This is a genomic window from Micromonospora sp. NPDC050495 (assembly GCF_040655175.1).
In the GTDB taxonomy this organism is placed as follows: Bacteria; Actinomycetota; Actinomycetes; order Mycobacteriales; family Micromonosporaceae; genus Micromonospora.
Map to the genome: position 1 here is coordinate 42,413 of NZ_JBFAJK010000023.1, position 23,882 is coordinate 66,294.

General features: G+C 74.0%; 27 protein-coding genes. 17 read left to right on the top strand and 10 right to left on the bottom strand.

Annotated elements, in window-relative coordinates; all coding sequences use genetic code 11:
• The first annotated feature begins 58 nt into the window (after positions 1-58).
• Genes sufD through AB0I11_RS21680 form a run of 6 tightly spaced genes read left to right on the top strand, consistent with a single transcriptional unit; the run spans position 59 to position 4,556 of the window.
• Positions 59-1,204 carry a Fe-S cluster assembly protein SufD gene (gene sufD / locus AB0I11_RS21655; RefSeq protein ID WP_357323169.1) on the top strand — a complete coding sequence of 382 codons (1,146 nt, stop codon included), beginning with the start codon at positions 59-61 and terminating at the stop codon, positions 1,202-1,204.
• Positions 1,204-1,548, top strand: coding sequence for a non-heme iron oxygenase ferredoxin subunit (locus AB0I11_RS21660; RefSeq protein WP_357323172.1), 345 nt, complete (start codon positions 1,204-1,206; stop codon positions 1,546-1,548). The genes sufD and AB0I11_RS21660 overlap by 1 nt, the downstream gene beginning before the upstream one ends.
• A complete protein-coding gene (gene sufC, locus AB0I11_RS21665; RefSeq protein WP_357323175.1) occupies positions 1,548-2,321 on the top strand; it encodes a Fe-S cluster assembly ATPase SufC in 774 nt (257 codons plus the stop codon). The genes AB0I11_RS21660 and sufC overlap by 1 nt, the downstream gene beginning before the upstream one ends.
• Before the next feature lie 6 nt (positions 2,322-2,327).
• Positions 2,328-3,632: a cysteine desulfurase gene (locus tag AB0I11_RS21670; protein WP_357323178.1), complete on the top strand. Its 1,305-nt coding sequence runs from the start codon at positions 2,328-2,330 to the stop codon at positions 3,630-3,632.
• A gap of 46 nt (positions 3,633-3,678) precedes the next feature.
• Positions 3,679-4,152 (top strand): Fe-S cluster assembly sulfur transfer protein SufU, encoded by a 474-nt coding sequence (sufU, locus tag AB0I11_RS21675; RefSeq protein ID WP_357323181.1) that lies wholly within the window; start codon positions 3,679-3,681, stop codon positions 4,150-4,152.
• Entirely contained in the window at positions 4,149-4,556 is a 408-nt protein-coding gene (locus tag AB0I11_RS21680) for a metal-sulfur cluster assembly factor (RefSeq protein ID WP_357323184.1), read from the top strand. Before sufU ends, AB0I11_RS21680 begins: the two co-directional genes overlap by 4 nt.
• Before the next feature lie 86 nt (positions 4,557-4,642).
• On the opposite strand, the gene AB0I11_RS21685 is transcribed toward AB0I11_RS21680, so the two are convergent.
• Complete coding sequence (locus tag AB0I11_RS21685) at positions 4,643-5,077, bottom strand: MarR family transcriptional regulator (protein WP_357323187.1); 435 nt, start codon at positions 5,075-5,077, stop codon at positions 4,643-4,645.
• Between the two features lie 84 nt (positions 5,078-5,161).
• On the opposite strand from AB0I11_RS21685, the gene AB0I11_RS21690 reads away from it, so the two are divergent.
• The 4 genes from AB0I11_RS21690 to AB0I11_RS21705 all read left to right on the top strand — a co-directional run bounded on the left by AB0I11_RS21690 (position 5,162) and on the right by AB0I11_RS21705 (position 8,904).
• Positions 5,162-5,968 (top strand): SDR family NAD(P)-dependent oxidoreductase, encoded by an 807-nt coding sequence (locus AB0I11_RS21690; protein ID WP_357323190.1) that lies wholly within the window; start codon positions 5,162-5,164, stop codon positions 5,966-5,968.
• Between the two features lie 166 nt (positions 5,969-6,134).
• Positions 6,135-6,764: a LysE family transporter gene (locus AB0I11_RS21695; RefSeq protein ID WP_357323193.1), complete on the top strand. Its 630-nt coding sequence runs from the start codon at positions 6,135-6,137 to the stop codon at positions 6,762-6,764.
• A 112-nt stretch (positions 6,765-6,876) separates the two neighbouring features.
• Positions 6,877-7,515, top strand: coding sequence for an acVLRF1 family peptidyl-tRNA hydrolase (locus tag AB0I11_RS21700; protein WP_357323196.1), 639 nt, complete (start codon positions 6,877-6,879; stop codon positions 7,513-7,515).
• A gap of 168 nt (positions 7,516-7,683) precedes the next feature.
• Positions 7,684-8,904 carry a hypothetical protein gene (locus AB0I11_RS21705; protein ID WP_357323199.1) on the top strand — a complete coding sequence of 407 codons (1,221 nt, stop codon included), beginning with the start codon at positions 7,684-7,686 and terminating at the stop codon, positions 8,902-8,904.
• A 105-nt stretch (positions 8,905-9,009) separates the two neighbouring features.
• Here AB0I11_RS21705 and AB0I11_RS21710 read toward each other — a convergent pair whose 3' ends face one another.
• Complete coding sequence (locus tag AB0I11_RS21710; RefSeq protein ID WP_357323322.1) at positions 9,010-9,930, bottom strand: neutral zinc metallopeptidase; 921 nt, start codon at positions 9,928-9,930, stop codon at positions 9,010-9,012.
• 246 nt (positions 9,931-10,176) lie between these two features.
• Between AB0I11_RS21710 and AB0I11_RS21715 the strand changes: the two genes are divergently transcribed.
• A complete protein-coding gene (locus AB0I11_RS21715; RefSeq protein ID WP_357323202.1) occupies positions 10,177-11,784 on the top strand; it encodes an ABC-F family ATP-binding cassette domain-containing protein in 1,608 nt (535 codons plus the stop codon).
• A 48-nt stretch (positions 11,785-11,832) separates the two neighbouring features.
• Here the strand turns inward: AB0I11_RS21715 and AB0I11_RS21720 are convergent, their stop codons facing one another.
• On the bottom strand, positions 11,833-12,438 hold the full coding sequence (locus tag AB0I11_RS21720; protein WP_357323205.1) for a cadmium resistance transporter: 606 nt from the start codon (positions 12,436-12,438) through the stop codon (positions 11,833-11,835).
• Positions 12,439-12,647: 209 nt separating this feature from the next.
• On the opposite strand from AB0I11_RS21720, the gene AB0I11_RS21725 reads away from it, so the two are divergent.
• The 3 genes from AB0I11_RS21725 (at position 12,648) to AB0I11_RS21735 (ending at position 15,789) form a co-directional block, all read left to right on the top strand.
• On the top strand, positions 12,648-12,875 hold the full coding sequence (locus AB0I11_RS21725; RefSeq protein WP_007072022.1) for a helix-turn-helix domain-containing protein: 228 nt from the start codon (positions 12,648-12,650) through the stop codon (positions 12,873-12,875).
• Between the two features lie 46 nt (positions 12,876-12,921).
• Positions 12,922-13,689: an enoyl-CoA hydratase/isomerase family protein gene (locus AB0I11_RS21730; protein WP_357323208.1), complete on the top strand. Its 768-nt coding sequence runs from the start codon at positions 12,922-12,924 to the stop codon at positions 13,687-13,689.
• A gap of 114 nt (positions 13,690-13,803) precedes the next feature.
• A complete protein-coding gene (locus AB0I11_RS21735; protein ID WP_357323325.1) occupies positions 13,804-15,789 on the top strand; it encodes an ABC transporter ATP-binding protein in 1,986 nt (661 codons plus the stop codon).
• Positions 15,790-15,971: 182 nt separating this feature from the next.
• Here the strand turns inward: AB0I11_RS21735 and mug are convergent, their stop codons facing one another.
• The 6 genes from mug to AB0I11_RS21765 all read right to left on the bottom strand — a co-directional run bounded on the left by mug (position 15,972) and on the right by AB0I11_RS21765 (position 20,303).
• Positions 15,972-16,568: a G/U mismatch-specific DNA glycosylase gene (gene mug / locus AB0I11_RS21740; protein WP_357323212.1), complete on the bottom strand. Its 597-nt coding sequence runs from the start codon at positions 16,566-16,568 to the stop codon at positions 15,972-15,974.
• Between the two features lie 29 nt (positions 16,569-16,597).
• Positions 16,598-17,359 carry an SDR family oxidoreductase gene (locus AB0I11_RS21745; protein WP_357323215.1) on the bottom strand — a complete coding sequence of 254 codons (762 nt, stop codon included), beginning with the start codon at positions 17,357-17,359 and terminating at the stop codon, positions 16,598-16,600.
• 42 nt (positions 17,360-17,401) lie between these two features.
• Entirely contained in the window at positions 17,402-17,860 is a 459-nt protein-coding gene (locus tag AB0I11_RS21750) for a hypothetical protein (protein ID WP_357323218.1), read from the bottom strand.
• A complete protein-coding gene (locus AB0I11_RS21755; RefSeq protein ID WP_357323221.1) occupies positions 17,857-18,711 on the bottom strand; it encodes a DUF692 domain-containing protein in 855 nt (284 codons plus the stop codon). Before AB0I11_RS21755 ends, AB0I11_RS21750 begins: the two co-directional genes overlap by 4 nt.
• Entirely contained in the window at positions 18,708-19,628 is a 921-nt protein-coding gene (locus tag AB0I11_RS21760; protein ID WP_357323223.1) for a TIGR04222 domain-containing membrane protein, read from the bottom strand. Before AB0I11_RS21760 ends, AB0I11_RS21755 begins: the two co-directional genes overlap by 4 nt.
• Before the next feature lie 102 nt (positions 19,629-19,730).
• Positions 19,731-20,303 carry a helix-turn-helix domain-containing protein gene (locus AB0I11_RS21765; RefSeq protein WP_357323226.1) on the bottom strand — a complete coding sequence of 191 codons (573 nt, stop codon included), beginning with the start codon at positions 20,301-20,303 and terminating at the stop codon, positions 19,731-19,733.
• A gap of 106 nt (positions 20,304-20,409) precedes the next feature.
• Here AB0I11_RS21765 and AB0I11_RS21770 point away from each other — a divergent pair, with 106 nt between their 5' ends.
• From AB0I11_RS21770 to AB0I11_RS21780, 3 genes are all read left to right on the top strand, one after another.
• Positions 20,410-21,264, top strand: coding sequence for a carbon-nitrogen hydrolase family protein (locus tag AB0I11_RS21770; RefSeq protein WP_357323229.1), 855 nt, complete (start codon positions 20,410-20,412; stop codon positions 21,262-21,264).
• Between the two features lie 61 nt (positions 21,265-21,325).
• Entirely contained in the window at positions 21,326-21,970 is a 645-nt protein-coding gene (locus tag AB0I11_RS21775; protein ID WP_357323232.1) for an HAD-IA family hydrolase, read from the top strand.
• Between the two features lie 319 nt (positions 21,971-22,289).
• Positions 22,290-23,219, top strand: coding sequence for an RIO1 family regulatory kinase/ATPase (locus AB0I11_RS21780; RefSeq protein WP_357323234.1), 930 nt, complete (start codon positions 22,290-22,292; stop codon positions 23,217-23,219).
• A gap of 135 nt (positions 23,220-23,354) precedes the next feature.
• On the opposite strand, the gene AB0I11_RS21785 is transcribed toward AB0I11_RS21780, so the two are convergent.
• Positions 23,355-23,603 (bottom strand): DUF2630 family protein, encoded by a 249-nt coding sequence (locus AB0I11_RS21785; RefSeq protein WP_357323237.1) that lies wholly within the window; start codon positions 23,601-23,603, stop codon positions 23,355-23,357.
• Between the last annotated feature and the right edge of the window lie 279 nt (positions 23,604-23,882).

The following is a 23,882-nucleotide window of genomic DNA, read 5'->3' on the forward strand; positions in this document are numbered from 1 at the left end:
GGCCCGCCGCACCAGCCCCCAGATCTCGTCGTCCCGGCACAGACAGACCAAGGAAGAGATGACTACCCAGGCTTCCGCGCCGCCCGCGACCAAGTCGCAGGCGCTCCGCTCGTACGACGTCGCCGACTTCCCGGCCCTCACCGGCCTGGAGGAGGAGTGGCGTTTCACCCCGCTCAAGCGCCTGCGTGGCCTGACCGGCGGCGAGGTGCCGGCCGCGACCGGCACGGTCCGCCACGAGCACGGCGATCTGCCCGAGGGCGTCACCGTCGGCCGGATCGGCCGGGACGACCCGCGGGTGGGCAGCGTGCTCACCCCGTTCGACCGGGTCAGCGCCCTGGCCTATGGCGGGTTCGACGAGGCGCTGCTGGTGCAGGTCGCCCGGGACGCCGTGGTCGCGGCGCCGGTGCGCCTGCGGGTGGTCGGCGCCGGCGCGGACGCGCTCGCCCTCGGCCACACCGTCGTCGAGGTGGGCCGGTTCGCCGAGGTGACCCTGGTGCTGGAGCACGTCGGCTCGGCCACCCTGGCGGACAACGTCGAGGTGGCCGTGGGCGACGGGGCGAAGCTCATCCTGGTCACCGTCGCGGACTGGGCGGACGACGCGGTGCAGGCCCAGCACCTCAAGGTGAAGCTGGGCCGCGACGCCAAGGTGATCCACGTGCAGGTCAGCCTCGGCGGCGACCTGGTCCGCCAGTACACCTCGGTGGAGTACACCGGGCGCGGCGGCGAGGCCGAGCTGTACGGCCTCTACTTCGCCGACTCGGGCCAGCACCTGGAGCACCGTCAGCTGGTCGACCACACGGTGCCGGACTGCCGCAGCTACGTCGGCTACCGGGGCGCCCTGCAGGGCGACAGCGCGCACACCGTCTGGGTCGGTGACGTGCTGATCCGGGCCGAGGCGACCGGCACCGACACGTACGAGATCAACCGCAACCTGCTGCTCACCGACGGCGCGCGGGCGGACTCGGTGCCGAACCTGGAGATCGAGACCGGCGAGATCGCCGGCGCCGGCCACGCCAGCGCGACCGGCCGCTTCGACGACGAGCAGCTCTTCTACCTGATGGCCCGGGGCATCCCGGAGTCCGAGGCCCGCCGCCTGGTGGTGCGCGGCTTCTTCGCCGAGCTGATCAACAAGATCCCGGTCGAGGAGCTGCGCGAGCGGCTCGGTGACGCGATCGAGGCCCGCCTCTCCAAGGCCGGCGCCTGATGATCAAGATCTGTTCCACCGAGGACGTGCCGAAGGGCACCGTGATCAGCGCCGACGTCGACGGCACCCAGATCGCCATCGTGCACGCCGAGGACGACGCGTTCTACGCCGTGTACGACGAGTGCTCGCACGCCGCGGTGCCCCTCTCCGAGGGCGAGGTCGACGGCTGCACGCTGGAATGCTGGCTGCACGGATCCCGTTTCGACCTGCGTACCGGTGAGCCCACCGGGCTGCCCGCGACCGAACCTGTTCCCGTCTATCCCGTCGAAGTCCGCGACGGCGACATCTACCTTCCCGTGGGCGCCGACGGCCGCCCGCTGCCGAGCAATGGAGTGACCCGCTGATGAGCACCCTGGAGATCCGCGACCTGAAGGTGTCGGTCAAGCTGCCCGAGGGTGAGCTCAAGCCGATCCTGGCCGGTGTCGACCTCACCGTGAAGTCGGGCGAGACCCACGCGATCATGGGCCCGAACGGCTCCGGCAAGTCGACCCTGGCGTACTCGATCGCCGGCCACCCCAAGTACGAGATCACCGGCGGCTCGGTGACCCTCGACGGCGAGGACGTGCTGGCCATGTCCGTCGACGAGCGGGCCCGCGCCGGGCTCTTCCTGGCCATGCAGTACCCGGTCGAGGTGCCCGGCGTCTCGGTGGCCAACTTCCTGCGTACCGCCAAGACCGCCATCGACGGCGAGGCGCCGAAGCTGCGCACCTGGGCCGGCGAGCTGCGCGGCGCCATGGAGAAGCTCCAGATGGACCCGGCGTTCGCCCAGCGCAACGTCAACGAGGGCTTCTCCGGCGGTGAGAAGAAGCGGCACGAGATCATGCAGCTGGAGCTGCTCAAGCCGCGGATCGCGATCCTCGACGAGACCGACTCCGGCCTGGACGTGGACGCGCTGCGGGTGGTCAGCGAGGGGGTCAACCGGGTCCGCGACACCGGCGACACCGGCCTGCTGCTGATCACCCACTACACCCGGATCCTGCGCTACATCAAGCCCGACTTCGTGCACGTCTTCGTGGCCGGCCGGATCGTCGAGCAGGGCGGCCCGGAGCTGGCCGACAAGCTCGAGGAAGAGGGCTACGAGCGGTACGTCGCCGGGGCCGGCGCGGCGCGGGCCTGACCTGACATGAGCTCCATCGCGATCCCGGCGGGCATGCCGCAGTACGACGACGTGCCCCGCTACGACGTGGCGCGGGTGCGGGCCGATTTCCCGATCCTGGACCGGGAGATCAACGGGCACCCGCTGGTCTACCTGGACAGCGCCAACACCTCACACAAGCCGCGTCAGGTGCTCGACGTGCTCGCCGAGCACTACGCGCGGCACAACGCCAACGTGTCGCGCTCGGTGCACACCCTGGGCACCGAGGCGACCGAGGCGTACGAGGGGGCCCGCGCGAAGATCGCCGCGTTCATCAACGCGCCGAGCGTGGACGAGGTGGTGTTCACCAAGAACTCCACCGAGGCGATCAACCTGGTGGCGTACGCGTTCTCCAACGCCTCGCTGCGGCCGGACGCCGACCCGCGGTTCCGGATCGGGCCGGGTGACGAGATCGTCATCTCCGAGATGGAGCACCACTCGAACATCGTCCCGTGGCAGCTCCTCGCCGAGCGGACCGGCGCGACGCTGCGCTGGTTCCCGCTCACCGAGCAGGGCCGGCTGGACGAGTCCGGGCTGGACGACCTGGTCACCGAGCGGACGAAGATCGTCTCCCTGGTGCACACCTCGAACATCCTCGGCACGGTGAACGCCACCGGGCGGATCACCCAGCGGGTCCGCGAGGTCGGCGCGCTGCTGCTGCTCGACTGCTCGCAGTCGGTGCCGCACCTGCCGATGGACGTGGTCGACTACGACGCCGACTTCATCGCCTTCACCGGGCACAAGATGTGCGGCCCGACCGGCATCGGGGTGCTCTGGGGCCGGGCCGAGCTGCTCGCCGCGATGCCCCCGGTGCTGGGCGGCGGGTCGATGATCGAGACGGTCACGATGGCCCGGTCGACGTTCGCCGCGCCGCCGGCCCGGTTCGAGGCGGGCACCCCGCCCATCGCCGAGGCGGTGGCGCTCGGCGCGGCGGTGGACTACCTCTCCGGGGTGGGGATGCGGGCCATCCAGTGGCACGAGAAGGAGCTGACGGCGTACGCGCTGGACGCCCTCGCCACCGTGCCGGGGCTGCGGATCTTCGGCCCGACCGTGCCGGTGGGCCGGGGCGGCACCATCTCCTTCGCGCTCGACGACGTGCACCCGCACGATGTCGGGCAGGTGCTCGACTCGCTCGGTGTGCAGGTGCGGGTGGGTCACCACTGCGCGAAGCCGGTGTGCACCCGGTTCGGGGTGCCGGCCACCACGCGGGCGTCGTTCTACCTGTACACCACCACGGCGGAGATCGACGCGCTGGTGGCCGGCCTCGAGCAGGTGCGGAAGGTGTTCCGGTGAGCCGGGCGACGCGGGGAGCCCGGCGACTCGACGGGAGGGCAGCCTGATGCAGCTGGAGTCGCTCTACCAGGAGATCATCCTGGATCACTACAAGCACCCGCACGGCCGTGGCCTGCGGGACACGGCGGAGCCGGGCGCCCGGGTCGGCGAGGCGCATCACGTCAACCCGACCTGCGGCGACGAGATCACCGTGCGGGTGGCGACCGACGGCAAGGTGTTCACCGACATCTCGTACGACGGGATGGGCTGCTCGATCAGCCAGGCCTCGGCGAGCGTGCTGCACGAGCTGCTGCGCGGCCGCGCCGCGGACGACGCGGCCGTGGTGCACGAGGCGTTCGTCGAGTTGATGTCCGGGCGTGGCCAGGTCACGCCGGACGAGGACGTGCTCGGAGACGGGGTGGCGTTCGCGGGTGTCGCGCGCTACCCGGCCCGGGTGAAATGCGCGCTGCTGTCGTGGATGGCGTTCAAGGACGCCGCGGCACGCGCCGGGGTGGGCGTGAGCCCGGAGGTGAAGGCATGAGCAGCGACGAAACCAGCACGCCGGACGGCGGCGCCGTGGCGACCGACGGCACGGCTCCGGCCGGCGCGGCGGGCGGCGGCAAGGCCGCGGTCGACGACATCGAAGAGGCGATGAAGGACGTCGTCGACCCCGAGCTGGGCATCAACGTGGTCGACCTCGGCCTGGTGTACGGCATCCACGTCGACGAGGAGAACGTGGCCACCCTGGACATGACGCTCACCTCGGCGGCCTGCCCGCTGACCGACGTGATCGAGGACCAGGCCCGGCAGGCGTTGACCACCGGACCGGGTGGCGGCCTGGTCAGCGACATCCGGATCAACTGGGTGTGGCTGCCGCCGTGGGGCCCTGACAAGATCACCGACGAGGGCCGGGACCAGCTCCGCTCCCTCGGCTTCAACGTCTGACCGACCGGTCACCCGTCGAGCGCGACACCCCTTGCGGGGGTCGCGCTCGACGCGTTCGCGGGCCCGCACGTGGTCGGGGCCGGCGGTCAGTCGCGCTCCTCGATCGCCTGCACGCAGCGCGCCAGCAGGTGGCGCAGGGTCCGTCGCTCCTCGTCCGTGAACGTGTCCGCGAGGCGGCGTTCGATGCGTACGGCCGCCCGATCGGCGACGGTCAGCACTTCCTCGCCCGCCTCGGTGAGGTGGGTCTCGAGGACGTGCCGGTGCCACCGGTGCGGTGCGCGGGCCACCAGGCCGCGTTCCTCGAGGGTTTTCAGCACGGCCGCCATGGCCTGCGGAGTGACGAGGCAGGACCGGGCGAGCGCCGCGCCCGAGATGCCAGGGCTATCGGCGAGCGCCAACAGCGCGGCGTACTGCGCGACGGTCAGGTTCGCGGGCCGCAACGCGGCGTTCTTCGCCGCCATGAGCGCCTGTTCGGCGCGCTTGATGTCGAGGCCGAGTCGCTCCCCGGCCGGCATTCCCATGACGCACATCGTAGCCTCTGGAATTTCGATCAGGGCTCGTATTAGCATCAAAGCCTTGATGGTAGATCAGGCTTTGGGGGCCTCGTGGACGGAAAGACCATCCTCATCACCGGTGCGACCACCGGGCTGGGCCGGCAGGTGGCTCGGGATCTGGCCGGGCGCGGCGCCACGCTGCTGCTGCACGGCCGGGACCCGGAGCGGTTGGTTCGGGTGGCCGGGGAGTTGGGCGCGGAGGCGACCGTGCGGACCTACCCGGCCGACTTCGCCGACCTGGCGCAGGTACGCGGGCTGGCCGACCGCATCCGGCAGGTCGAGCCGCGACTCGACGTGTTGGTCAACAACGCCGCGGTCGGCGGCGGCAGTGATCCCACCCGGCGCGAGATCAGCCGACAGGGGCACGAGCTGCGGCTGACCGTGAACCACCTGGCACCCCACCTGCTGACCCGGGAGTTGACGCCGCTGCTCGCCGCCTCCGGCCGGGCCCGGGTGGTGAATGTCGCGTCGATGGGCCAGGCGCCGATCGACTTCGACGACCTGATGTTCAACCGGCACTACGACGGAGTCCAGGCCTACTGCCGGGCCAAGCTCGCCATGATCATGAGTAACTTCGATCTCGCGGCGGAACTGGGCGGCCACGGCATCACCGTGAACGCACTGCACCCCGCCCATCTCATGGACACGCCGATGGTCCGGACCAGCGGCCTGGCGCCCGCCGTCACCGTGCACGACGGTGCGCTGCCCACCCTGCGATTGATCATCGACTCCGCGCTCGGGAAGGTGACCGGGCGCTACTTCGACCGGTTCGACGAGGCCCGCGCCCACGAGCAGGCGTACGACGGCGTGGCCCGCGCCCGCCTGCGCGCGGCCACCCGCGAGCTCATCGACCGGTAAGGGCGTCGCTCGGGCGGGGCGAAAACCAGTGGCGGGACCGGGGGGGCGGCGACCAGGATGACCGCGTGATCGAGGCGTACCCGAAGCAGGTCTCTGTCCGCGCGGCCACCGCCGCGCGTCGACAGCGCACCCTGCCGCCGGCCGCCTCGACCCGCCGCCCACCGTCGTGACCGGGGCGTTCCTCGCCGGCCTGGTGGCCGGCTACGGGGTCGCCGTCCCGGTCGGCGCGATCGCGGTCCTCATCCTCGGGCTCAGTGCCCGTACCGGTTTCCGGGTCGGCGCGGCGGCCGCCCTCGCCGTGGCGACCGCCGACGGGATCTACGCGGCGGTTGCCGCGTTCGGCGGCGCCGGACTGGCCGGGGTCATCGCGCCGGTCGCCGGTCCGCTGCGGATCGTCGCCGCGCTGGTGCTGCTCGGGCTCGCCGGCCACGGCCTGTGGCGGGCCTGGTCGGCCCGGACCCGGGAGGTCGCGGAGGCGCCGGCGGGACGGGGGCTGCACAGCCCCGGGCGGGCGTACGCGGTGCTGCTGGCCCTGACCCTGCTCAACCCGGCCACGGTGGTCTACTTCGCCGCGCTGGTGCTCGGCCGCCAGGACACCGCCGACCCGGACGCGGCCACCGCCGCGCTCTTCGCGGCGGGCGCGTTCCTGGCCTCGGCGAGTTGGCAACTGCTGGTGGCCGGCGGCGGCACCATGGTCGGCCGGGTACTGGCCGGCGCGCGCGGACGCCTGGTCACCGGGCTGGTCTCCAGCGCCCTGATCGCCACCCTCGCGATCGTCACCCTGCTGCCCGACTGAGCCGTGCTCCGGGGCCGGACCGCCGCTGATCCGGCTGGTGGACCCGGGCTCGGTCCGGGGCGCGGCCCAGTCTGGCGGGCCGGCCGGCTCGGCGATGCCGTACGGTCGGACGGTGACCAGCCGACCCGCAGCCGGGGGCGGCCGGTGGGTCGAGGTCGACCCGGCCCGCGTCGCCCGCTGGGTCGAGGGCTTCGCCGACCGGCACGGCCCGCCCACCACCACCGTCCAGGGGTACGGGCTGCTGCTCGCCGCCCCGGACGGCGCGACCGCCGAGCTGCACACCCCGCCCGGTGCGCCGGCCGGCGTCGACGTACCCAGCTTCGTCGCCGCCGCGGCCGGGCCGCGCCGCCTGGGGCTGCTGCTGGCCCGCAAGGGCGCGGTGGCGGTCGGCGTGGCCGACGGCACCGACCTGGTGGTCTCCAAGGTGGACACCCGGTACGTGCAGGGCCGTACCGCCGCCGGCGGGTGGTCCCAGCAGCGGTTCGCCCGGCGGCGCGACAACCAGGCGAAGGCCGCCCTGGGCGACGCGGCGGAGCTGGCCGTACGCCTGCTGCTGCCGGAGGTGGCGACCCTCGCCGCGCTGGTCGGCGGCGGCGACCGGCGGGCGGTCGACACCGTGCTCGCCGACCGGCGGCTGGCGCCGCTCGCCGCGCTGCGCGCGGACCGGTTGCTCGACGTGCCGGAGCCCCGGCACGCGGTGCTGGTCGCCGCGGTCTCCGCCGCCCGAGCGGTCCACATTCTGGTCCGCTGAGCGGGAAAGATCCCCCTCAAGACGGTCAATCCAACCCGTCGACGGTGCATCGAATCGACTCGATGCATAAAGTCGGTGCCAGCGAAGTGGTGGGTCTCCGGGCGACCCGCCGGGGCAGCTTCCGTCTCCGTCATCCAGGCACCGACATCGTTGGGAGAGCACAACTACATGAACGGATATCAGGACGGCCGGCTGCGGACCCGGTGGCGCCGTGCGGCCCGGCTCCTCGCCGCCGCGTCGGCGCTGGTCACCGCGAGCGCCGGCCTCACCGTCGCGCTGACGGTCGGCCCGGCAGCCGCCGGTGGCAGCCCCGCGGCGCGCGCCGCGTTGGCCGCCCCCGCGGCCACCAGCGTCACCGCGGGCGGGGCGCACACCTGTGCGGTCCTCGCCGACGGGGGACTGTGGTGCTGGGGCTCGAACTACAGCGGCCAGCTCGGTGACGGGACCATGACGAACCGGAGCACCCCGGCGCGTGTCGGCACCGCCACCTGGGTCGGTGTCGACGCCGGCTCCAGTCACACCTGCGGGGTGCAGACCGACGGGACGCTGTGGTGCTGGGGCTCGAACTTCCGGGGCCAGCTCGGCGACGGGACCACCACGAGCCGGACCGCCCCGGTACGCGTCGGCACCGCCACCACCTGGGCCCGGGTCAGCGCCGGCTCCACGCACACCTGCGCGGTGCGGACCGACGGCACCCTCTGGTGCTGGGGCTTCAACCGGACCTCCCAGTTGGGCGTCGGCGTCTCGCCCTATGTGGCGAACACCCCGTTGCAGGTCGGCACGGCGACCAACTGGGCGAGCGTCACGACCGGTTACGCGCACACCTGCGGGGTCCGCACCGACGGGACGCTCTGGTGCTGGGGCTACAGCTCCGACGGGCAGCTCGGCCTCGGCACCCTGGGCTCGCAGACCACGCCGGCGCAGGTCGGCACCGCGACCACCTGGACCGGCGTTGCGGCCGGCTACGCGCACACCTGCGGGATCCGGTCCGGCGCCCTGTGGTGCTGGGGTGAGAACGGGTACGGGCAGCTGGGCGTGACCGGCAGCTACCAGACCGCGCCGGTCCAGGTCGGCACGGTCACCAGCTGGAGCAGGGTGAGCGCCGCGAGCGGCGACACGTCGTGTGCGGCCCGCACCGACGGCAGCCTGTGGTGCTGGGGCAAGAACACCACGGGGCAGGTGGGCGACGGCACCACCACCCACCGGTCCGCACCGACCGCGGTCGGCACCGCCACCACCTGGACCGGCGGCTTCGACGTCACCAACCACAGCTGCGGGATCCGCACCGACGGCGGCCTGTGGTGCTGGGGCGACAACAGCGGTGGGCAGTTGGGTGACGGCACCACCACCCCGCGGAGCACCCCGGCCCAGGTGACCCTGCTGGGCTGACCGGCACCGCCGGTCACGACGCGGGCCGTCGGCCTGACCGCTGGTGGTGTGCCAGCGGGACAGGCCGACGGCCCGGGTGGGATGTGGATCAGCCGGCGGCCGGACTCACCGCGCGCTGCCGAAGGTGTCGCAGGCCTTCGGGTCGCCGGTGGAGTAGCCCTTGGTGAACCACTGCTTGCGCTGCTCGGACGTGCCGTGGGTGAACTCGTCCGGGTTCACCGGGCGGCCCGAGCGCTGCTGGATCGCGTCGTCGCCGATCTTCTCGGCGGTGTCGATCGCCTGCTGGATGTCCTGCTCGGAGATGCTCTTGAAGATCTTCTGGCCGCCCTCGTCGGCGGTGCCGGTGGCGTTCTTGGCCCAGGCGCCGGCGTAGCAGTCGGCCTGCAGCTCCAGCTTCACCGAGAGGGCGTTCGCGCTCTGCGGGTCGCGCTGCTGCTGGCGGCGCATCTGCGCCTCGGTGCCGAGCAGGTCCTGCACGTGGTGGCCGTACTCGTGGGCCAGCACGTACGGCTGGGCGAACTCGCCCTCCGCGCCGAGCTGGTCGGCGAGCAGCCGGTAGAAGGTGAGGTCGATGTAGACCAGGTCGTCGGCCGGGCAGTAGAACGGCCCGACCCCGGAGTCGGCCTGGCCGCAGCCGGTGCTCACCGCCTGGCTGAAGAAGACGGTCTTGGAGGGCTGGTACTGGTCGCCAAAGACCTCGGGCAGGGCGGTGCGCCAGTATGCCTGGATCGAGTTGACGTAGAGGGTGTTGCGGCAGTCCAGCTGCTGGAGCGCGTCCTGCGCCGAGCACTTCTGCTCCAGCGAGGTGTTGTCGCCCTGGCTCGAGCCGCCGTCACCCCCGGTCATGGCGTTCAGCCCGAAGCCGCCGCCGACCAGGGCGACGAGGACGGCGATGATGAGGCCCACGAGGCCACCCCGGCCACCGCCGCCCATCGGGATCGGGATGCCCATCCCGCCGCCTCCGCCGGACCCTCGCCGGTCATCGACCTGACTGGTGTCGATCCGTGCGTTCTCGTTCAGCTCCATGTTGACCCCGATCACCGATTTGTCCGTGTGTGGTGGTTGCGGTACCGGACCGGGTCCGGACGGCATTTCGGTACCCGATGATCTTGTCAGGTAATCCGGGGGTGGCACCCGGAGCCGCCCGGTACAATTGCCGGCGTGCTGCGCTGCGAAGGCTGAACCGCCCCGCGCCGACGGGAAATGACGACCCGCCGGCGCTTTCGCGTGCCCTGAGTCAGCCTTCCGGACCCCGAGAGCGAGTACCTCACCATGATCACTGCCACCGGCCTGGAACTGCGCGCCGGTTCCCGGATCCTGCTGTCCGACACCACGCTGCGGGTGCAGCCGGGTGACCGGATCGGCCTGGTCGGCCGCAACGGCGCCGGCAAGACCACCACCCTCAAGGTGCTGGCGGGGGAGGGGCAGCCGTACGCCGGGCAGATCGACCGGCGCAGCGCCATCGGCTACCTGCCGCAGGACCCGCGTACCGGCGACCTGGAGGTCACCGGCCGGGACCGGGTGCTCTCCGCCCGCGGGCTGGACCTGCTGATGGCCCAGATGAAGGAGCTGGAGGACAAGCTCGCCGAGGGCGCCGACGACGAGCGGCTGGTCCGCCGCTACGGCGCCCTGGAGGACCAGTTCGCCGCCCTCGGCGGGTACGCGGCCGAGGCCGAGGCGGCCCGGATCTGCGCCAACCTGGGCCTGCCCGACCGGGCCCTGGCGCAGACCATCGGCACCCTCTCCGGTGGCCAGCGCCGCCGCATCGAGCTGGCCCGGATCCTGTTCCGCGACGCCGGCGAGAACGGCGGCGGCATCCTGCTCCTCGACGAGCCCACCAACCACCTCGACGCCGACTCGATCACCTGGCTGCGCGGGTTCCTCGGCAACCACAAGGGCGGCCTGATCGTGATCTCCCACGACGCGTCGCTGCTGGAGGCGGTGGTCAACAAGGTCTGGTTCCTGGACGCCACCCGCTCCGTGGTCGACGTCTACAACCTGGGCTGGAAGGCGTACCTGGAGGCGCGGGAGACCGACGAGCGGCGCCGCCGCCGGGAGCGGGCCAACGCGGAGAAGAAGGCCGGCGCGCTGATGGCCCAGGCGGACAAGATGCGGGCCAAGGCCACCAAGACCGTCGCCGCGCAGAACATGGCCCGGCGGGCGGAGAAGCTGCTGTCCGGCCTGGAGGACGTGCGGGTCGCCGACAAGGTGGCGAAGGTGCGCTTCCCCACCCCGGCGCCGTGCGGCAAGACCCCGCTCACCGCGGCCGGCCTGTCCAAGTCGTACGGGTCGCTGGAGATCTTCACCGACGTCAACGTGGCGGTGGACCGCGGCTCCCGGGTGGCCATCCTGGGTCTCAACGGCGCCGGCAAGACCACCCTGCTGCGGATGCTCGGCGGCCTGCTCGAGCCGGACACCGGCGAGGTACGCCCCGGGCACGGCCTGCGGCTCGGCTACTACGCCCAGGAGCACGAGACCCTGGACGTGGAGCGGACGATCCTGGAGCACATGCGCAGCGCGGCGCCGGAGCAGACCGACACCGACCTGCGCAGGATCCTCGGCGCGTTCCTCTTCTCCGGCGAGGACGTGGACAAGCCGGCCGGCGTGCTCTCCGGCGGCGAGAAGACCCGGCTGGCCCTGGCCACCCTGGTCTGCTCCGGCGCGAACGTGCTGCTGCTGGACGAGCCGACGAACAACCTCGACCCGGTCAGCCGCGAGCAGGTGCTCGACGCGATCGCCCGCTACCCCGGCGCCATCGTCCTGGTCACCCACGACCCCGGCGCCGTCATGGCCCTCAAGCCCGACCGCGCCATCCTCCTGCCCGACGGCGACGAGGACGCCTGGTCCGACGACCTCCTGGAACTGGTCGAACTCGCCTGATCCCGCACCCCGTCCCACCCCACCCCGCCGGCGGGGTGGGGGGAGGGGTCAGGGGAAGAGGGTCAGCAGGTGGGGTAGCACGCCGGAGGTGGCCAGGATGGTGGTGCCGACGGCGATGAAGATCAGCGGGACCAGGCGGTGGCCGGCGCGGGCGACCAGGTCGACCACCCGCGGGTGACTGCCGAGCAGGGCGGCGGCCGCGCACCAGACCGCCACGAGGGCGGCGAAGACCAGCAGCCAGACCAGGCCGGTGACCGGGCCGAGCGAGCGGAACACCGGCACGTACACCGCGATGTTGTCGGCGCCGTTGGCGATCGTCACGCCGGCCACCCCGAGCAGCCCGTTGACCACCGCGGGCGGCTCCTCACCGTCGGCGCGGCGGGCCAGCAGTGCCCGTACGCCGAGCGCGATGGGCAGCAGCCCGAGCAGCCCGGGCCAGGGGTCGGGCACCACCAGCAGCCCGGCGGCCGCCACCACCGCGACGGCGACCAGCGTGCCGATGCCCGCGTACTGCCCCGCGACGATCTGCCAGGGGCGGGGCCGGCCGGTGCCGCGCGCGGTCACGAAGAGAACGGTGAGCACGACGATGTCGTCGACGTTGGTGGCAGCGAAGACGGTCGCCGCGCCGGCCACCGCGGCGAGCAGGTCGGTCACCCGAGGCAGCGTACGGAACGGGCGGCGGGCCGCTGGTGATCTACCCGGTCGGCCGCGGCCGACCGGTCGGAAGGATCACTCTATCGGGAAGGTGACATTGCATAGCGTGTCGGTTGGCGAAGAGTTGATATCTGGCGCATGATCGTTCGAGGCGGTCTAATAGGTGGGACCGTATCCGAACCGCACAGTCTGGGACGTGAGGACACAGCATGGCAGCCACTGGCACAGCCACCAGCACTGAGAAGGGTCGCCGGATCGTCGGAGCCGAGCGTCAGACGCTCGCCAAGGACCTGGTAAAGCGGTACACCGGCGGAGAGAGCATCCGGGCGCTCGCGGCCTCGACCGGCCGGTCCTACGGATTCATCCACCGGGTGCTCACCGAGTCCGGGGTGCAGCTGCGGCAGCGCGGCGGCGCCCGGCGCCGCAAGAAGGCGTGACCCGCCCCGCAGCGTCGTCCACCAGCGCCGTGCCCCGGGCGGTCCGGTGACCGCCGAGACGACCGGGGTACGACTCCACTGCGACGGGCCGGTCGCGACGGTCACGTTGTGCCGGCCCGACGTGCTCAATGCCCAGACCCCGGCCATGTGGCGCGCGATGAGCGACTTCTCCCGGGAGCTGCCCGGTGACGTCCGCGTCGTCGTCGTGCGTGGCGAGGGGCGGGCCTTTTCCGCCGGCCTCGACCTGTCGGTGGCCGGTGCCGCCGGCCCGGGCTCCTTCGCCGAGCTGGCCACCCTTCCCGAGCAGGAGTGCGCCGACCGGATCGCCGAGTACCAGGGCGGTTTCAGCTGGCTGCACCGTCCCGACGTGATCTCGATCGCCGCGGTGCAGGGCCACGCCATCGGTGCGGGCTTCCAGCTCGCCCTCGCCTGTGACCTGCGGGTGCTCGCCGAGGATGCCCGGCTCTCCATGGCCGAGGTGACCCTCGGCTTGGTCCCGGACCTGGCCGGCACCAAGCGCCTGGTCGAGCTGGTCGGCTACTCCCGCGCCCTGGAGATCTGCGCCACCGGCCGCCGGATGGACGCGGCCGAGGCCGACCGGATCGGCCTGGCCACCCTGGTGGTGCCCACCGCCGACCTGGACGCGGCGGTGCACGACCTGACCGCCGGTCTGCTGGCCAACAACCGGGACGCGATCATCGAGATCAAGGCGCTGCTGGCCGGCGCCGGCCAGCGCAGCCACGCCGAGCAGCAGCGGGTCGAGCGGGAGGCGCAGACCCGCCGGCTGCGTGACCTGGCCGGCCGGGGCGAATAGTAAGGACCCTTCGGGAAGATCCGGGTTACTCGCGAGGTTGTCACAGGCGTCGGGAGAATTGAGCCCGACGGTTCATGCTGCCCGACCACCCGGAGGTGACGGATGTCCAACCACATGGCCGGTGGCGGCATGGGGGGCTGGAGCATGCTCCGGTCGATGCGCAACCGCGACGAGATCTCCAGCCACCAACTCAAGCACGGCACCGCGAAGCGGATCGTGGCGTTCGCCCGCCCGTACCAGCGGGACATCGTGATCTTCCTGGTCACCGTGGTGATCGCCGCGGTGATCGGGGTGGCGACCCCGCTGCTCGCCGGTGACGTGATCGACGCGATCGCCGGTGGCGGGTCCAACGCCCGCCAGACCGTGGTCCGGCTCGCGGTGATCATCGCGGTGCTGGCCGTCGCCGACGCGCTCTTCTCGCTGGCCCAGCGCTGGTACTCGGCCCGCATCGGCGAGGGCATCATCCTCGACCTGCGCACCCGGGTCTACGACCACGTCCAGCGGATGCCGTTGCAGTTCTTCACCCGCACCCAGACCGGCGCCCTGGTCAGCCGGCTCAACAACGACGTGCTGGGCGCCCAGCGGGCGTTCACCTCGACCCTGTCCGGCGTGGTCAGCAACGTCATCCAACTGGTGCTCACCGCCGGCGCGATGCTCTTCCTGTCCTGGCAGATCACCGTGCTGGCGCTGGTGCTGCTGCCGATCTTCATCATCCCGGCCCGCCGGGTCGGCCGCCGGCTGGCCGAGATCACCCGCGAGTCGTACAACCTCGACGCCAAGATGAACGCCACGATGACCGAGCGGTTCGGCGTCGCCGGTGCGCTGCTGGTCAAGCTCTTCGGCTCGCCCGAGGTGGAGGCGACCCGGTTCGCCCGCCGCGCCGAGCGGGTGCGCGACATCGGCATCCAGTCCGCGATGTATTCGCGCACCTTCTTCGTGGCCATGCTGCTGGTCGCCTCGCTCGCCCAGGCCCTCACCTACGGCCTCGGCGGCTGGCTCGCGGTCACCGGCGCGGTCAGCGCCGGCACCGTGGTCAAGCTGGCCCTGCTGCTCACCCGGCTCTACGGGCCGCTCACCGCGCTCTCCAACGTCCGGGTCGACGTGATGAGCGCGCTGGTCTCCTTCGACCGGGTCTTCGAGGTCCTCGACCTGCGCCCCGGCATCGCCGAGAAGCCCGACGCCGTGCCGGTGCCCCGGCGCAACGGCCGGGTCGAGTTCCGCGACGTGCGGTTCCGCTATCCGAGCGCCGCCGAGGTGTCGCTGGCCTCGCTGGAGGACGTCGCCGCGCTGGACCGTACCGCCAACGAGCCGGTGCTCAAGGGCGTCTCGTTCAGCGTCGAGCCGGGCCAGATGGTGGCGCTGGTCGGGCCGTCCGGCGCCGGCAAGTCGACGCTGTCCATGCTGATCTCCCGGATCTACGACGTCACCGACGGGCAGGTGCTGGTCGGCGGCGTCGACGTCCGGGACGCCACCCTGGCCTCGCTGCGCGACGAGATCGGCGTGGTCACCCAGGACTCCCACCTGTTCCACGAGACCATCCGGGAGAACCTGCGCTACGCCAAGCCGGACGCCACCGACGACGAGATCTGGGCCGCGCTGGCCGGCGCCCAGGTCGCCGACCTGGTCCGGGCCCTGCCCGACGGGCTGGACACCACGGTCGGCGAGCGGGGCTACCGCTTCTCCGGCGGCGAGAAGCAGCGCATCGCCATCGCCCGGCTGCTGCTCAAGGCCCCGTCGATCGTGATCCTCGACGAGGCGACCGCGCACCTGGACTCGGAGAGCGAGGCGGCGGTGCAGCGGGCGCTCGCCGTGGCGCTGACCGGGCGCACCGCCCTGGTGATCGCGCACCGGCTCTCCACGGTCCGGGACGCCGATCAGATCCTCGTGCTCGACGAGGGGCGGATCGTCGAGCGCGGCCGGCACGACGAACTGGTCGCCGTCGGCGGCCTGTACGCCGAGCTGTACCGCACCCAGTTCGCGGTCGCCGACTCGCCCGCCCCGTACGTCGAGCCCGACCAGCAGCCCGAGCCGGTGGTCACCACGGTGCCGCTCGGCACGTACGTGGCGCAGGAGGCGCTGCCGCCCGCGGCGGCCAACTGAGCGCGCCAGCCCGATCGCCGCCAGCGGACCGGCCAGCCCGTTGACGAGCCAGGCGGCGGGCCCGACCTCGGGCGGCGCCGCATCGGCGGCGGGGTCGGCGGGTGGGGGCAGGAGCGGGTGGAACGTCAACCAGATCGACACCGCCGTCATGAGGACGGCCAGCGCGGCCGAGGACTATTCCCTCAACCCGGGGCGGGGCCAGGCACCCAGCCGGCGGACGCCGCGCGTAGCTCGGCGAAGGCGGCGCCGAGCGTCTCCGGGGTGAAGTGCGCGTTCAACCCGCTGGGGTTGGGCAGCACCCAGAGCCGGGCCGGCCCGAGCGGCTCCGGCTGCGGGCCGAAGCCGGCCTTCGGCCGGGCGAAACCGATCCGGTACGCGGTCACCCCGACCACCGCCACCCAGCGCGGCCGGTACCGCTCGACCTTGCCGGCCAGCAGCGCGGCGCCGGCGACCAGCTCCTCGGCGGTCAGCTCGTCGGCCCGAGCGCTGGCCCGGGCCACCATGTTGGTGATCCCCAGCCCGAGGCGGGGCAGCTCGTCCTGCTCGCTGGGGTGCAGCCGGCGCGGGGTGAAGCGGCCCCGGTGCAGGGCGGGCCAGAACCGGTTGCCCGGTCGGGCGAAGTGCCAGCCGGTCGCCGCCGACCACAGCCCGGGGTTGATTCCGACGAAGAGCACGTCCAGCCCGGGCGCGATGACGTCGGGCAGCAGCTTGTCGGCCGCCGCCGCCAACTGCTCCTTCGTCGGTCGGGGATACCGCCGCGCGGCCGGTTCGGAGGGCACGTCCCCGCTCCGGCGGCGCCCGGCCGCCGTCACAGGCCGCGCAACGCGCCGCCGTCGACCGGCACGGTCACCCCGGTGACGTAGCCGGCGGCGGGGGAGAGCAGGAAGGCGGCCACCCGGCCGAACTCGGCCGGGTCGCCGATGCGGCGCAGCGGGATGGCCGCCTCCGCCTCCGCGCGGCCGCGTTCCGGGTCGCCGCCGGCGGCCAGGAGCTCCCGGTTCCGGTCGGTCATGATCCGGCCGGGCAGCAGGCTGACCACTCGTACCCCGCGCGGGCCGTACTCGTCGGCGACGTCCTTGGCCACGCCGGCCAGACCGGGCCGCAGCCCGTTGGAGATGCCGAGGCCGGGCAGCGGGCTGCGGGCCGAGGTGGAGAGGACCAGCGCGATCGCGCCGCCGTCGGTGAGCGCGGCGGCGACCGTCCGGACGGTACGGACGGTGCCCAGGAAGACCGTCTCGAAGGACTCCCGCCACTGCTCGTCGCTGACCTGGGCGGCGGTGCCCCGGGGCGGGCCGCCGACCGAGATGAGCGCCCCGTCGAGCCGGCCGAACCGGTCCCGGGCCGCCGCCACCAGCCGGTCCGGGGTGCCCGGGTCGGTCAGGTCGGCGGTCAGCCCGACCGCCCGCTCCGGCCCGCCGAGCGCCTCGACCGCCGCGGCGACGCGCTCCGGAGCGCGGGCCGAGAGCACCACCCGGGCGCCGTCGGCGACGAGCTGTTCGGCGGTGGCGAAGCCGAGGCCGCCGGAGGCGCCGGTCAGCACGTACACCCGGTCGGCGAGTCCGAGATCCATGACCCGATCCTGCCGTACCCGCCGCGGCCGTGCCAGCGATGTTCAGTGCTGCGCCGGGCGCAGCAGGCGTACCCGACCGGCGACCTGGACCGCGACGGCGCCGCCGGCCCGGGCGACGGCGGGCAGCCGGCGGGGCCGGGGCGCGCGCCGGCCGTCGTAGCGGGCGCCGGCCTCGCGCCCGGCCAGCTCCTCCGCGCCCAGCGGCGGCAGGGTGCCCGCCGCCCGCAGCTCCCGGGCCAGGTCCCAGCCGTCGCGCAGCGAGCCGTTGGTGGGCCGCCCGGCGGCCCACTCGACGAACCGGCCCGACCAGCCGGCGCCCAACCCGGCGGCGAGCAGCGGCCAGTGCCGCGCCACGTCGCCGGCGCGCTTGCGCAGCAGCGCCCGGCGGGCCGCCTCCACCGGCGCCGGGTCGAACCCGGGCGGTAGCGGGCCGCCGGCCACCAGCGCCGCGACGAGCTGCGCCTGCCGGGCGGCGAGGCCGGACGGGTCGCCGCCGCTCACGTGACCACCGGGTAACCGGACGCGGCCGCGAGCGCGTCCAGTTCGCCGCGCAGCTCGGCGGCGGGCGGGTACCGGCCGTCGCGTTCCAGCAGCAGCGCCGGGGGCCGGTGCCGGGCGCAGAGCGCACCGACCAGGTCGAGCACCTCGGCGGGGACCGGGTCGGTGTGCGTGTCGTGGTAGAACCCGCCCCGCTCGGCCCCGCCGGCCACGTGCACGTAGGCCACCCGCTCCAGCGGCAGCCGGTCCAGCAGCGCGAGCGGGTCGCCGTCCCGGTTGCGGGCGTTGGCGTGCACGTTGGCGACGTCGAGCAGCAGCAGGGCGCCGGTGGCGTCGAGGATCTCGGTGAGGAAGTCGGCCTCGTCCAGCTCGTCGTCCGGCCAGTCGAAGAGCGCGGCGATCGGTTCCAGCGCGAGCGGCACCGGCAGCTCGGCCTGGGTGCGCCGCACGTTGGCCACCACCGCGGCGACCGCCTCCCGGCTGCGCGGCAGCGGCAGCAGGTGGCCGGCCTCGACGCCGCCGGCCCGGACGAACGCGATGTGCTCGCTGACCAGCGAGGCGTCCAGCGCGGTGGCCACCCCGGCCAGGTGCGCCACCCGGGCCGGGTCGACCGGTTCGGCGCCACCGAGGGAGAGCTTCACCCCGTGCGGTACGACGGTGACGCCGCGACCGCGCAGCTCGGCGAGGCCGTCGGGCAGCGCCCCGGTCGGGGCGACCGTCTCGGCCACCACCTCGACGAAGCGCAGCCCGGGCAGGCCGGCCACGAACCCGGCGATCTCCGGCCGCCAGCCGATCCCGACGCCGTACGGCCCGGTGCCGGGCTGGTCCGCCGGAGCGGTCGGCCCGCCGGTCATCCGCCGCACCCGCCGCCGCCCCCGCACCCGCCGCCGCCCCCGCAGGAGCTGCCGCCGCCGCACGAGCTGCCGCCCCCGCACGAGCTGCTGCTGCCGCCGGACGAGATGCCGCTGGCGCCGAGCGCCTGCCGCTGGATCTCGGCCTGCTGGGCGAAGCCCGGATCCATCGCCCAGATGGTGGCGGTGCCGAACAGCGCCACGCCCAGCGCCGCCTCGGTCGGGCCGTAGGTCGCGTACGCCGGCGCGGCCGAGGGCCGCAGCCAGGTGTGCTGGCGGCGCAGCTCGCGCAGCGCCCGGTCCGCCGCCCGGGTGCGCCACGGCACCCGGTTGAGCAGCAGGAAGGCGATGAACAGCGGGATCATGGCGAAGATCAGGTAGCCGACGGGCCGGCCGTTCGAGATGCCGGCGAAGGCGCGGACCATGCCGAGCGCCAGCAGCGCGCCGATCAGGACCGCCCCGCGCCGCAGGGCCTTGCGGCGCGCCGGGTCGAGGGCCAGGCCGCGCCGTTCGAGGCCCTCGCGCAGCTGCTGGAGGGCGCGCAGCACCCATTCGTCGTGGCGCAGCTCGCGGGAGTGCACGCCGCGCACGGCGGCGTGGTGGATCGCCTGGTCGAGGGGGGTGACGCCGGCCGGCAGCGGACCGCCCGTGGTGAGCCGGCGGTCCGGCCGGACGCCCACCGCCCCGGCCCGGCGCAGCCCGCCCAGCGCCGTCCAGACGGCGAGCTGGTCGCCGCCGTTGAGGTAGGCCACCTGCTGCGGCCCGAGCTGCCCGTCCCCAGCGGCCTGATCGCCGGCCAGGGCCCGGATCCGGTACGCGATGGCGCCGACGACCAGCACGGCCGCCACGAGCAGGTACCAGCGGAGGAAGACGGGGCCCGGGATGCCCCAGGTGTCACCCGGTGCGGCGAGGACGGCCATGCTCTGCTCCTGTCGCGAGGGGTCGCGGCTCATTGTGGAGCAGCCCTGCCACCGGTGATCAAGCCCGCCGGCGCAGTTATCGGACCGAGACCGGGCGACCGGTCAGTGCCGGCGGACGGCCTCCTCGACGAGGTCGAGCACCCGGCCCAGGTCACCGGCCGGACGTCCCATCGCCAGGTGCAGCACCAAGCCGTCGTACGCCAGCTCCAGGAACTGGGCCAGCACGTCGATCGGCACGTCCTCGCGGAGCACGCCGGCCTCGCGCTGGCGGAGCAGGCGCTCGCGGGTGGCCTCGGCGATGGCCGCGGAGCGCTCCGCCCAGCGCTTGGCGAACGCCGGGTCGGTGCGCAACCGCCGGGAGACCTCCAGCTGGCTGCCGAGCCAGCCGGTGGTGTCCGGGGAGACGGCCCGGGCGAGCAGGTCCCGCATCACCTGGACCAGGCCGTTGCGGGCCACCGTCTCCACCATCACGGCGGCGTCGTCCTCGGCCACGGCGAGGAAGAGCGAGTCCTTGTCGCGGAAGTGGTGGAAGATCGCGCCCCGGGACAGCCCGGTGGCCTCCTCCAGCCGGCGGACGGTGGCGCCCTCGTAGCCGTGCCGGGCGAAACACGCCCGGGCGGCGCCGAGGATCTCCTGCCGGCGCGCGTCGAGCTGGTCCTGACTTACTCTGGGCACACACCGATCGTCGCAGCCGACGAGGCCCAATGCAAACCGTACGTACGGCTTGAAACGCGGTTTTCCATGATCCGCCCGCCGGCGCGGGCCGGTCTAGGATCGCCCGGTGACCCAGGCCGCACCCCTTCCCGCCCGCCCGCTGACCGTGGCCGCCGTGCAGGCCACGCCGGTCCCCGGCGACGTCGCCGGCAACGCCGCCCGCGCCGCCGGCCTCGTCGCGCGGGCCGGCGCCGCCCGCGTCGTCGTGCTGCCGGAGCTGTACCTGCCGGCGTACCACCTGCCGGCGCTGGCCGCCGACCCGACCGGCACCGACGTGCCGGCCGCCCCGGACGGCTCGGTCGCCGACCCGCGGCTGGACCCGCTGCGCGCGGTGGCCCGCGACCGCGGGACGACCGTGGTGGTCGGCGCGGCCGTGCGGCACCCCGACGGGCGGCGCACCATCTCCGCCCTGGTGGTCGACCCCACCGGGGCGGTCCACGCCGGGTACGACAAACAGCAGCTCTGGAGCGGCGAGCGCGAGCTGTTCGAGGCAGGCCGGCGGGGCGCCACGCTGCTGATCGACGACTGGCGGTTCGGCCTGGGCATCTGCTACGACGGCTGCTTCCCGGAGCACGGGCGGGCCGCCGCCGACGACGGGGCGCACGGCTACCTGTGCCCGAGCGGCTACCTGGCCGGGTCGGCGCACCGCCGCGACCTCTACTACGCCGCCCGCGCCCTGGACAACACCATGTTCGTCGTCTTCGCCAACTGCGTGGACGGCGCCGACCCGTGGCGGTTCAACGGCGGCGCCGCGATCTACGACCCCGAGGGGCGGCCGCTGGCCCGGGGCGCGGACACCGGCGAGGACGTGCTGGTGGCCATCCTCGACCCGGCCGCGCTGGCGGCCACCCGGGCCGCGCACACCATGCTCGGCGACCGTCTGCCCGACCAGGGGCTGCCCCGCGTGGTGCTGCGCGGCTGACGGCGGGGAAGGCGACCGCACACCCTGTCGGTCGCCCGCCTCGGTCCCGTAGGGTGCGCGAGTGCCGTTGCTCCTGCTCGACCTGGACAACACCCTGCTCGACCGCGCGGGGCCGTTCCGTGCCTGGGGAGAGCGGTTCCTGGACGGCATCGGCGCGCCGCCCACCGACATCGACTGGCTGCTCTCCATCGACGCGGACGGACTGACTGACCGGTGGGACGTCGCCGACGCGATCCGGGACCGGTACGGGCCGATCATGTCCGGGATCGACCTGGTCGAGGAGCTGCACGACGGGGTGGTGGCGTACACCCGGCTGGACCCGCTGGTCGCCTGCGCGCTGCGGATCGCCGACGACGCCGGCTGGGTCCCGGTGGTGGTCACCAACGGGGTGGTCCGCCAGCAGGAGGCGAAGATCCGGCGCACCGGCCTGGACCGGTACGTGGCCGACTGGGTGATCTCCGAGGAGGCCGGAGTCAGCAAGCCCAACCCCCGGATCTTCGCGCTCGCCGCCCACCGGGTCCGGATGCCGCTGCGCGGCGCCTGGATGATCGGGGACAGCCCGGAGGCGGACATCGGCGGGGCGACCGCGGTCGGCCTGCCCAGCGTCTGGCTGCACCGGGGACGGCGCTGGTCGGACACCCGGTTCGCGCCCACCCGCACCGAGGACGGGCTGATCGCGGCGGTGGCGGCCGTGCTGGCCGGCTGAGCGGTACGCCGCCGGTCGGGGTGCCGGCCACGGCTCCCGCGCCGGTCGGGATACCGGCCACGGCTCCCGCGCCGGTCGGGGCGCCGGTCGGGGCGCCGGCCGCGGTCCCTGGAGGCGTCGGGGCGCCGGCCGCGGCCCTCGCGCGCCCGGCGGTCCGGGCCCTAAATCGGTTGACCCGCATCGGCGGGCCGGTGAACATGGGGCCGCGCGTGGGCGCAGCCGGGCGGGGCCCGGTCGAGGAGAGGAGGTCGGTCATGGCCGTCTTTGCGGGGTCGTTCCACCTGCCTCCACCAGCCTCGATCGAAGGATCAACCCACCCGTGCGTGAACCAGACCTCCCGGCGCCGCAGCGCCGTGGCCGCGGCAAGAGCCGCTTCGACGACGACGAACCGTACTTCCTGAAGCGGGGCCGGCACGCCGAGCCGGTCCTGCCCGGACCCGACGACGAACCCGATCAGGAGGACCCCTGGTCCTCGTGGGACGCGGCCGTGCACGGGCCCGAACCCCATCCCGGCTGGCTGGTCACCGAGCTGGCGGCCCGGGACACCGAGCTCGGCGTGCTCAAGACCGGCAAGGAGGCGGACGTCCACCTGGTCCGCCGCGCGGTGCCGGGCACCGACCGCTCCTGCCTGCTGGCGGCCAAGCGGTACCGGGACGCCCAGCACCGGCTCTTCCACCGCGACGCCGGCTACCTCGAGGGGCGCCGGGTGCGCCGGTCCCGGGAGATGCGGGCGATGGCCGGGCGGACCGCGTTCGGCCGGCAGATGATCGCCGGGCAGTGGGCGGCCGCCGAGTTCGACGCGCTGGCCCGGCTCTGGGAGATCGGCGCCGCCTCCGGGCGGATCGCCGTGCCGTACCCGGTGCAGCTGCTCGGCACCGAGCTGATGCTGGAGTTCGTCGGCGACGCCGAGGAGGGGCAGGCCGCGCCGCGGCTGGCCCAGCTCCGACCGGAGCACGCCGAGCTGTGTGACCTGTGGGAGCAAATGGTCGACGCGCTGGTCGTGCTGGCCCGCGCCGGCTACGCCCACGGCGACCTGTCCCCGTACAACCTGCTGGTGCACCGGGGGCGGCTGGTGATGATCGACCTGCCCCAGGTGGTCGACGTGGTGGCCAACCCGCAGGGCCCGGAGTTCCTGGCCCGGGACGTCCGGGTGGTCGCCGGGTGGTTCGCCGCCCGGGGGCTGACCGCCGCGGCCGCCGACCCGGCCGACCTGACCGGGCTGCTGCTGGAGGAGGCGGGGCTCCGCTGAGCGCGACGCGTCCCGGGTGGGCTTCCGCCCGCCCGGGACGCCGCCGCCTGGTGCCGGCTGCCCGCCGTCGCCGCCTGCTACCGGCCGGCTGCCCGCGGGCGCCGTCGCCGCCTGGTGTCGGCCGGCGGCCGGGGTTCACTGGAGGTAGCGCTCGACCTCCGGCAGCGGGCGCTCGCCCTGGGCGTCCGGGTCGCCGTGCGCCTGGCGGGCGGCCCGCCGGCGGCGCAGCAGGTCCCAGCACTGGTCGAGGGACTCCTCGAGCGCGCGCAGCCGCTCGCGGGCCTCGTCGTCGGTGCCGGACTCGTGCTCCTGCGCGGCCGCGCGCAGCCGGTGCTCCTCGTCGACGAGTTCGGAGATCCGGTTCAGGATGGTCATGTCGTCCATGCCCCGAAGCTTGGCACAGGGGGCGGGGCCGTGCCCGCGTTCTGCGCCGGGTCGGGCTGGTCGAGGCCGGGCCGTCCGGTCCGACCGGGCGGCCGGCCGCCGGTCACCCTCGGTGACCGGACCGTGCCACCGGGACGCGGTCCCGGCCGCCGACGTGGTGCCGGTCGGCCGCCGCGGCCCTGGCCGGGCCCGTTGCCGGGCCCGAGGGCCGCCACCTGCGGAAGCCTTCCGGCCGCGCACGTCCCACGAGATCCATTGTCGACTGTGGGAAGGTTCACT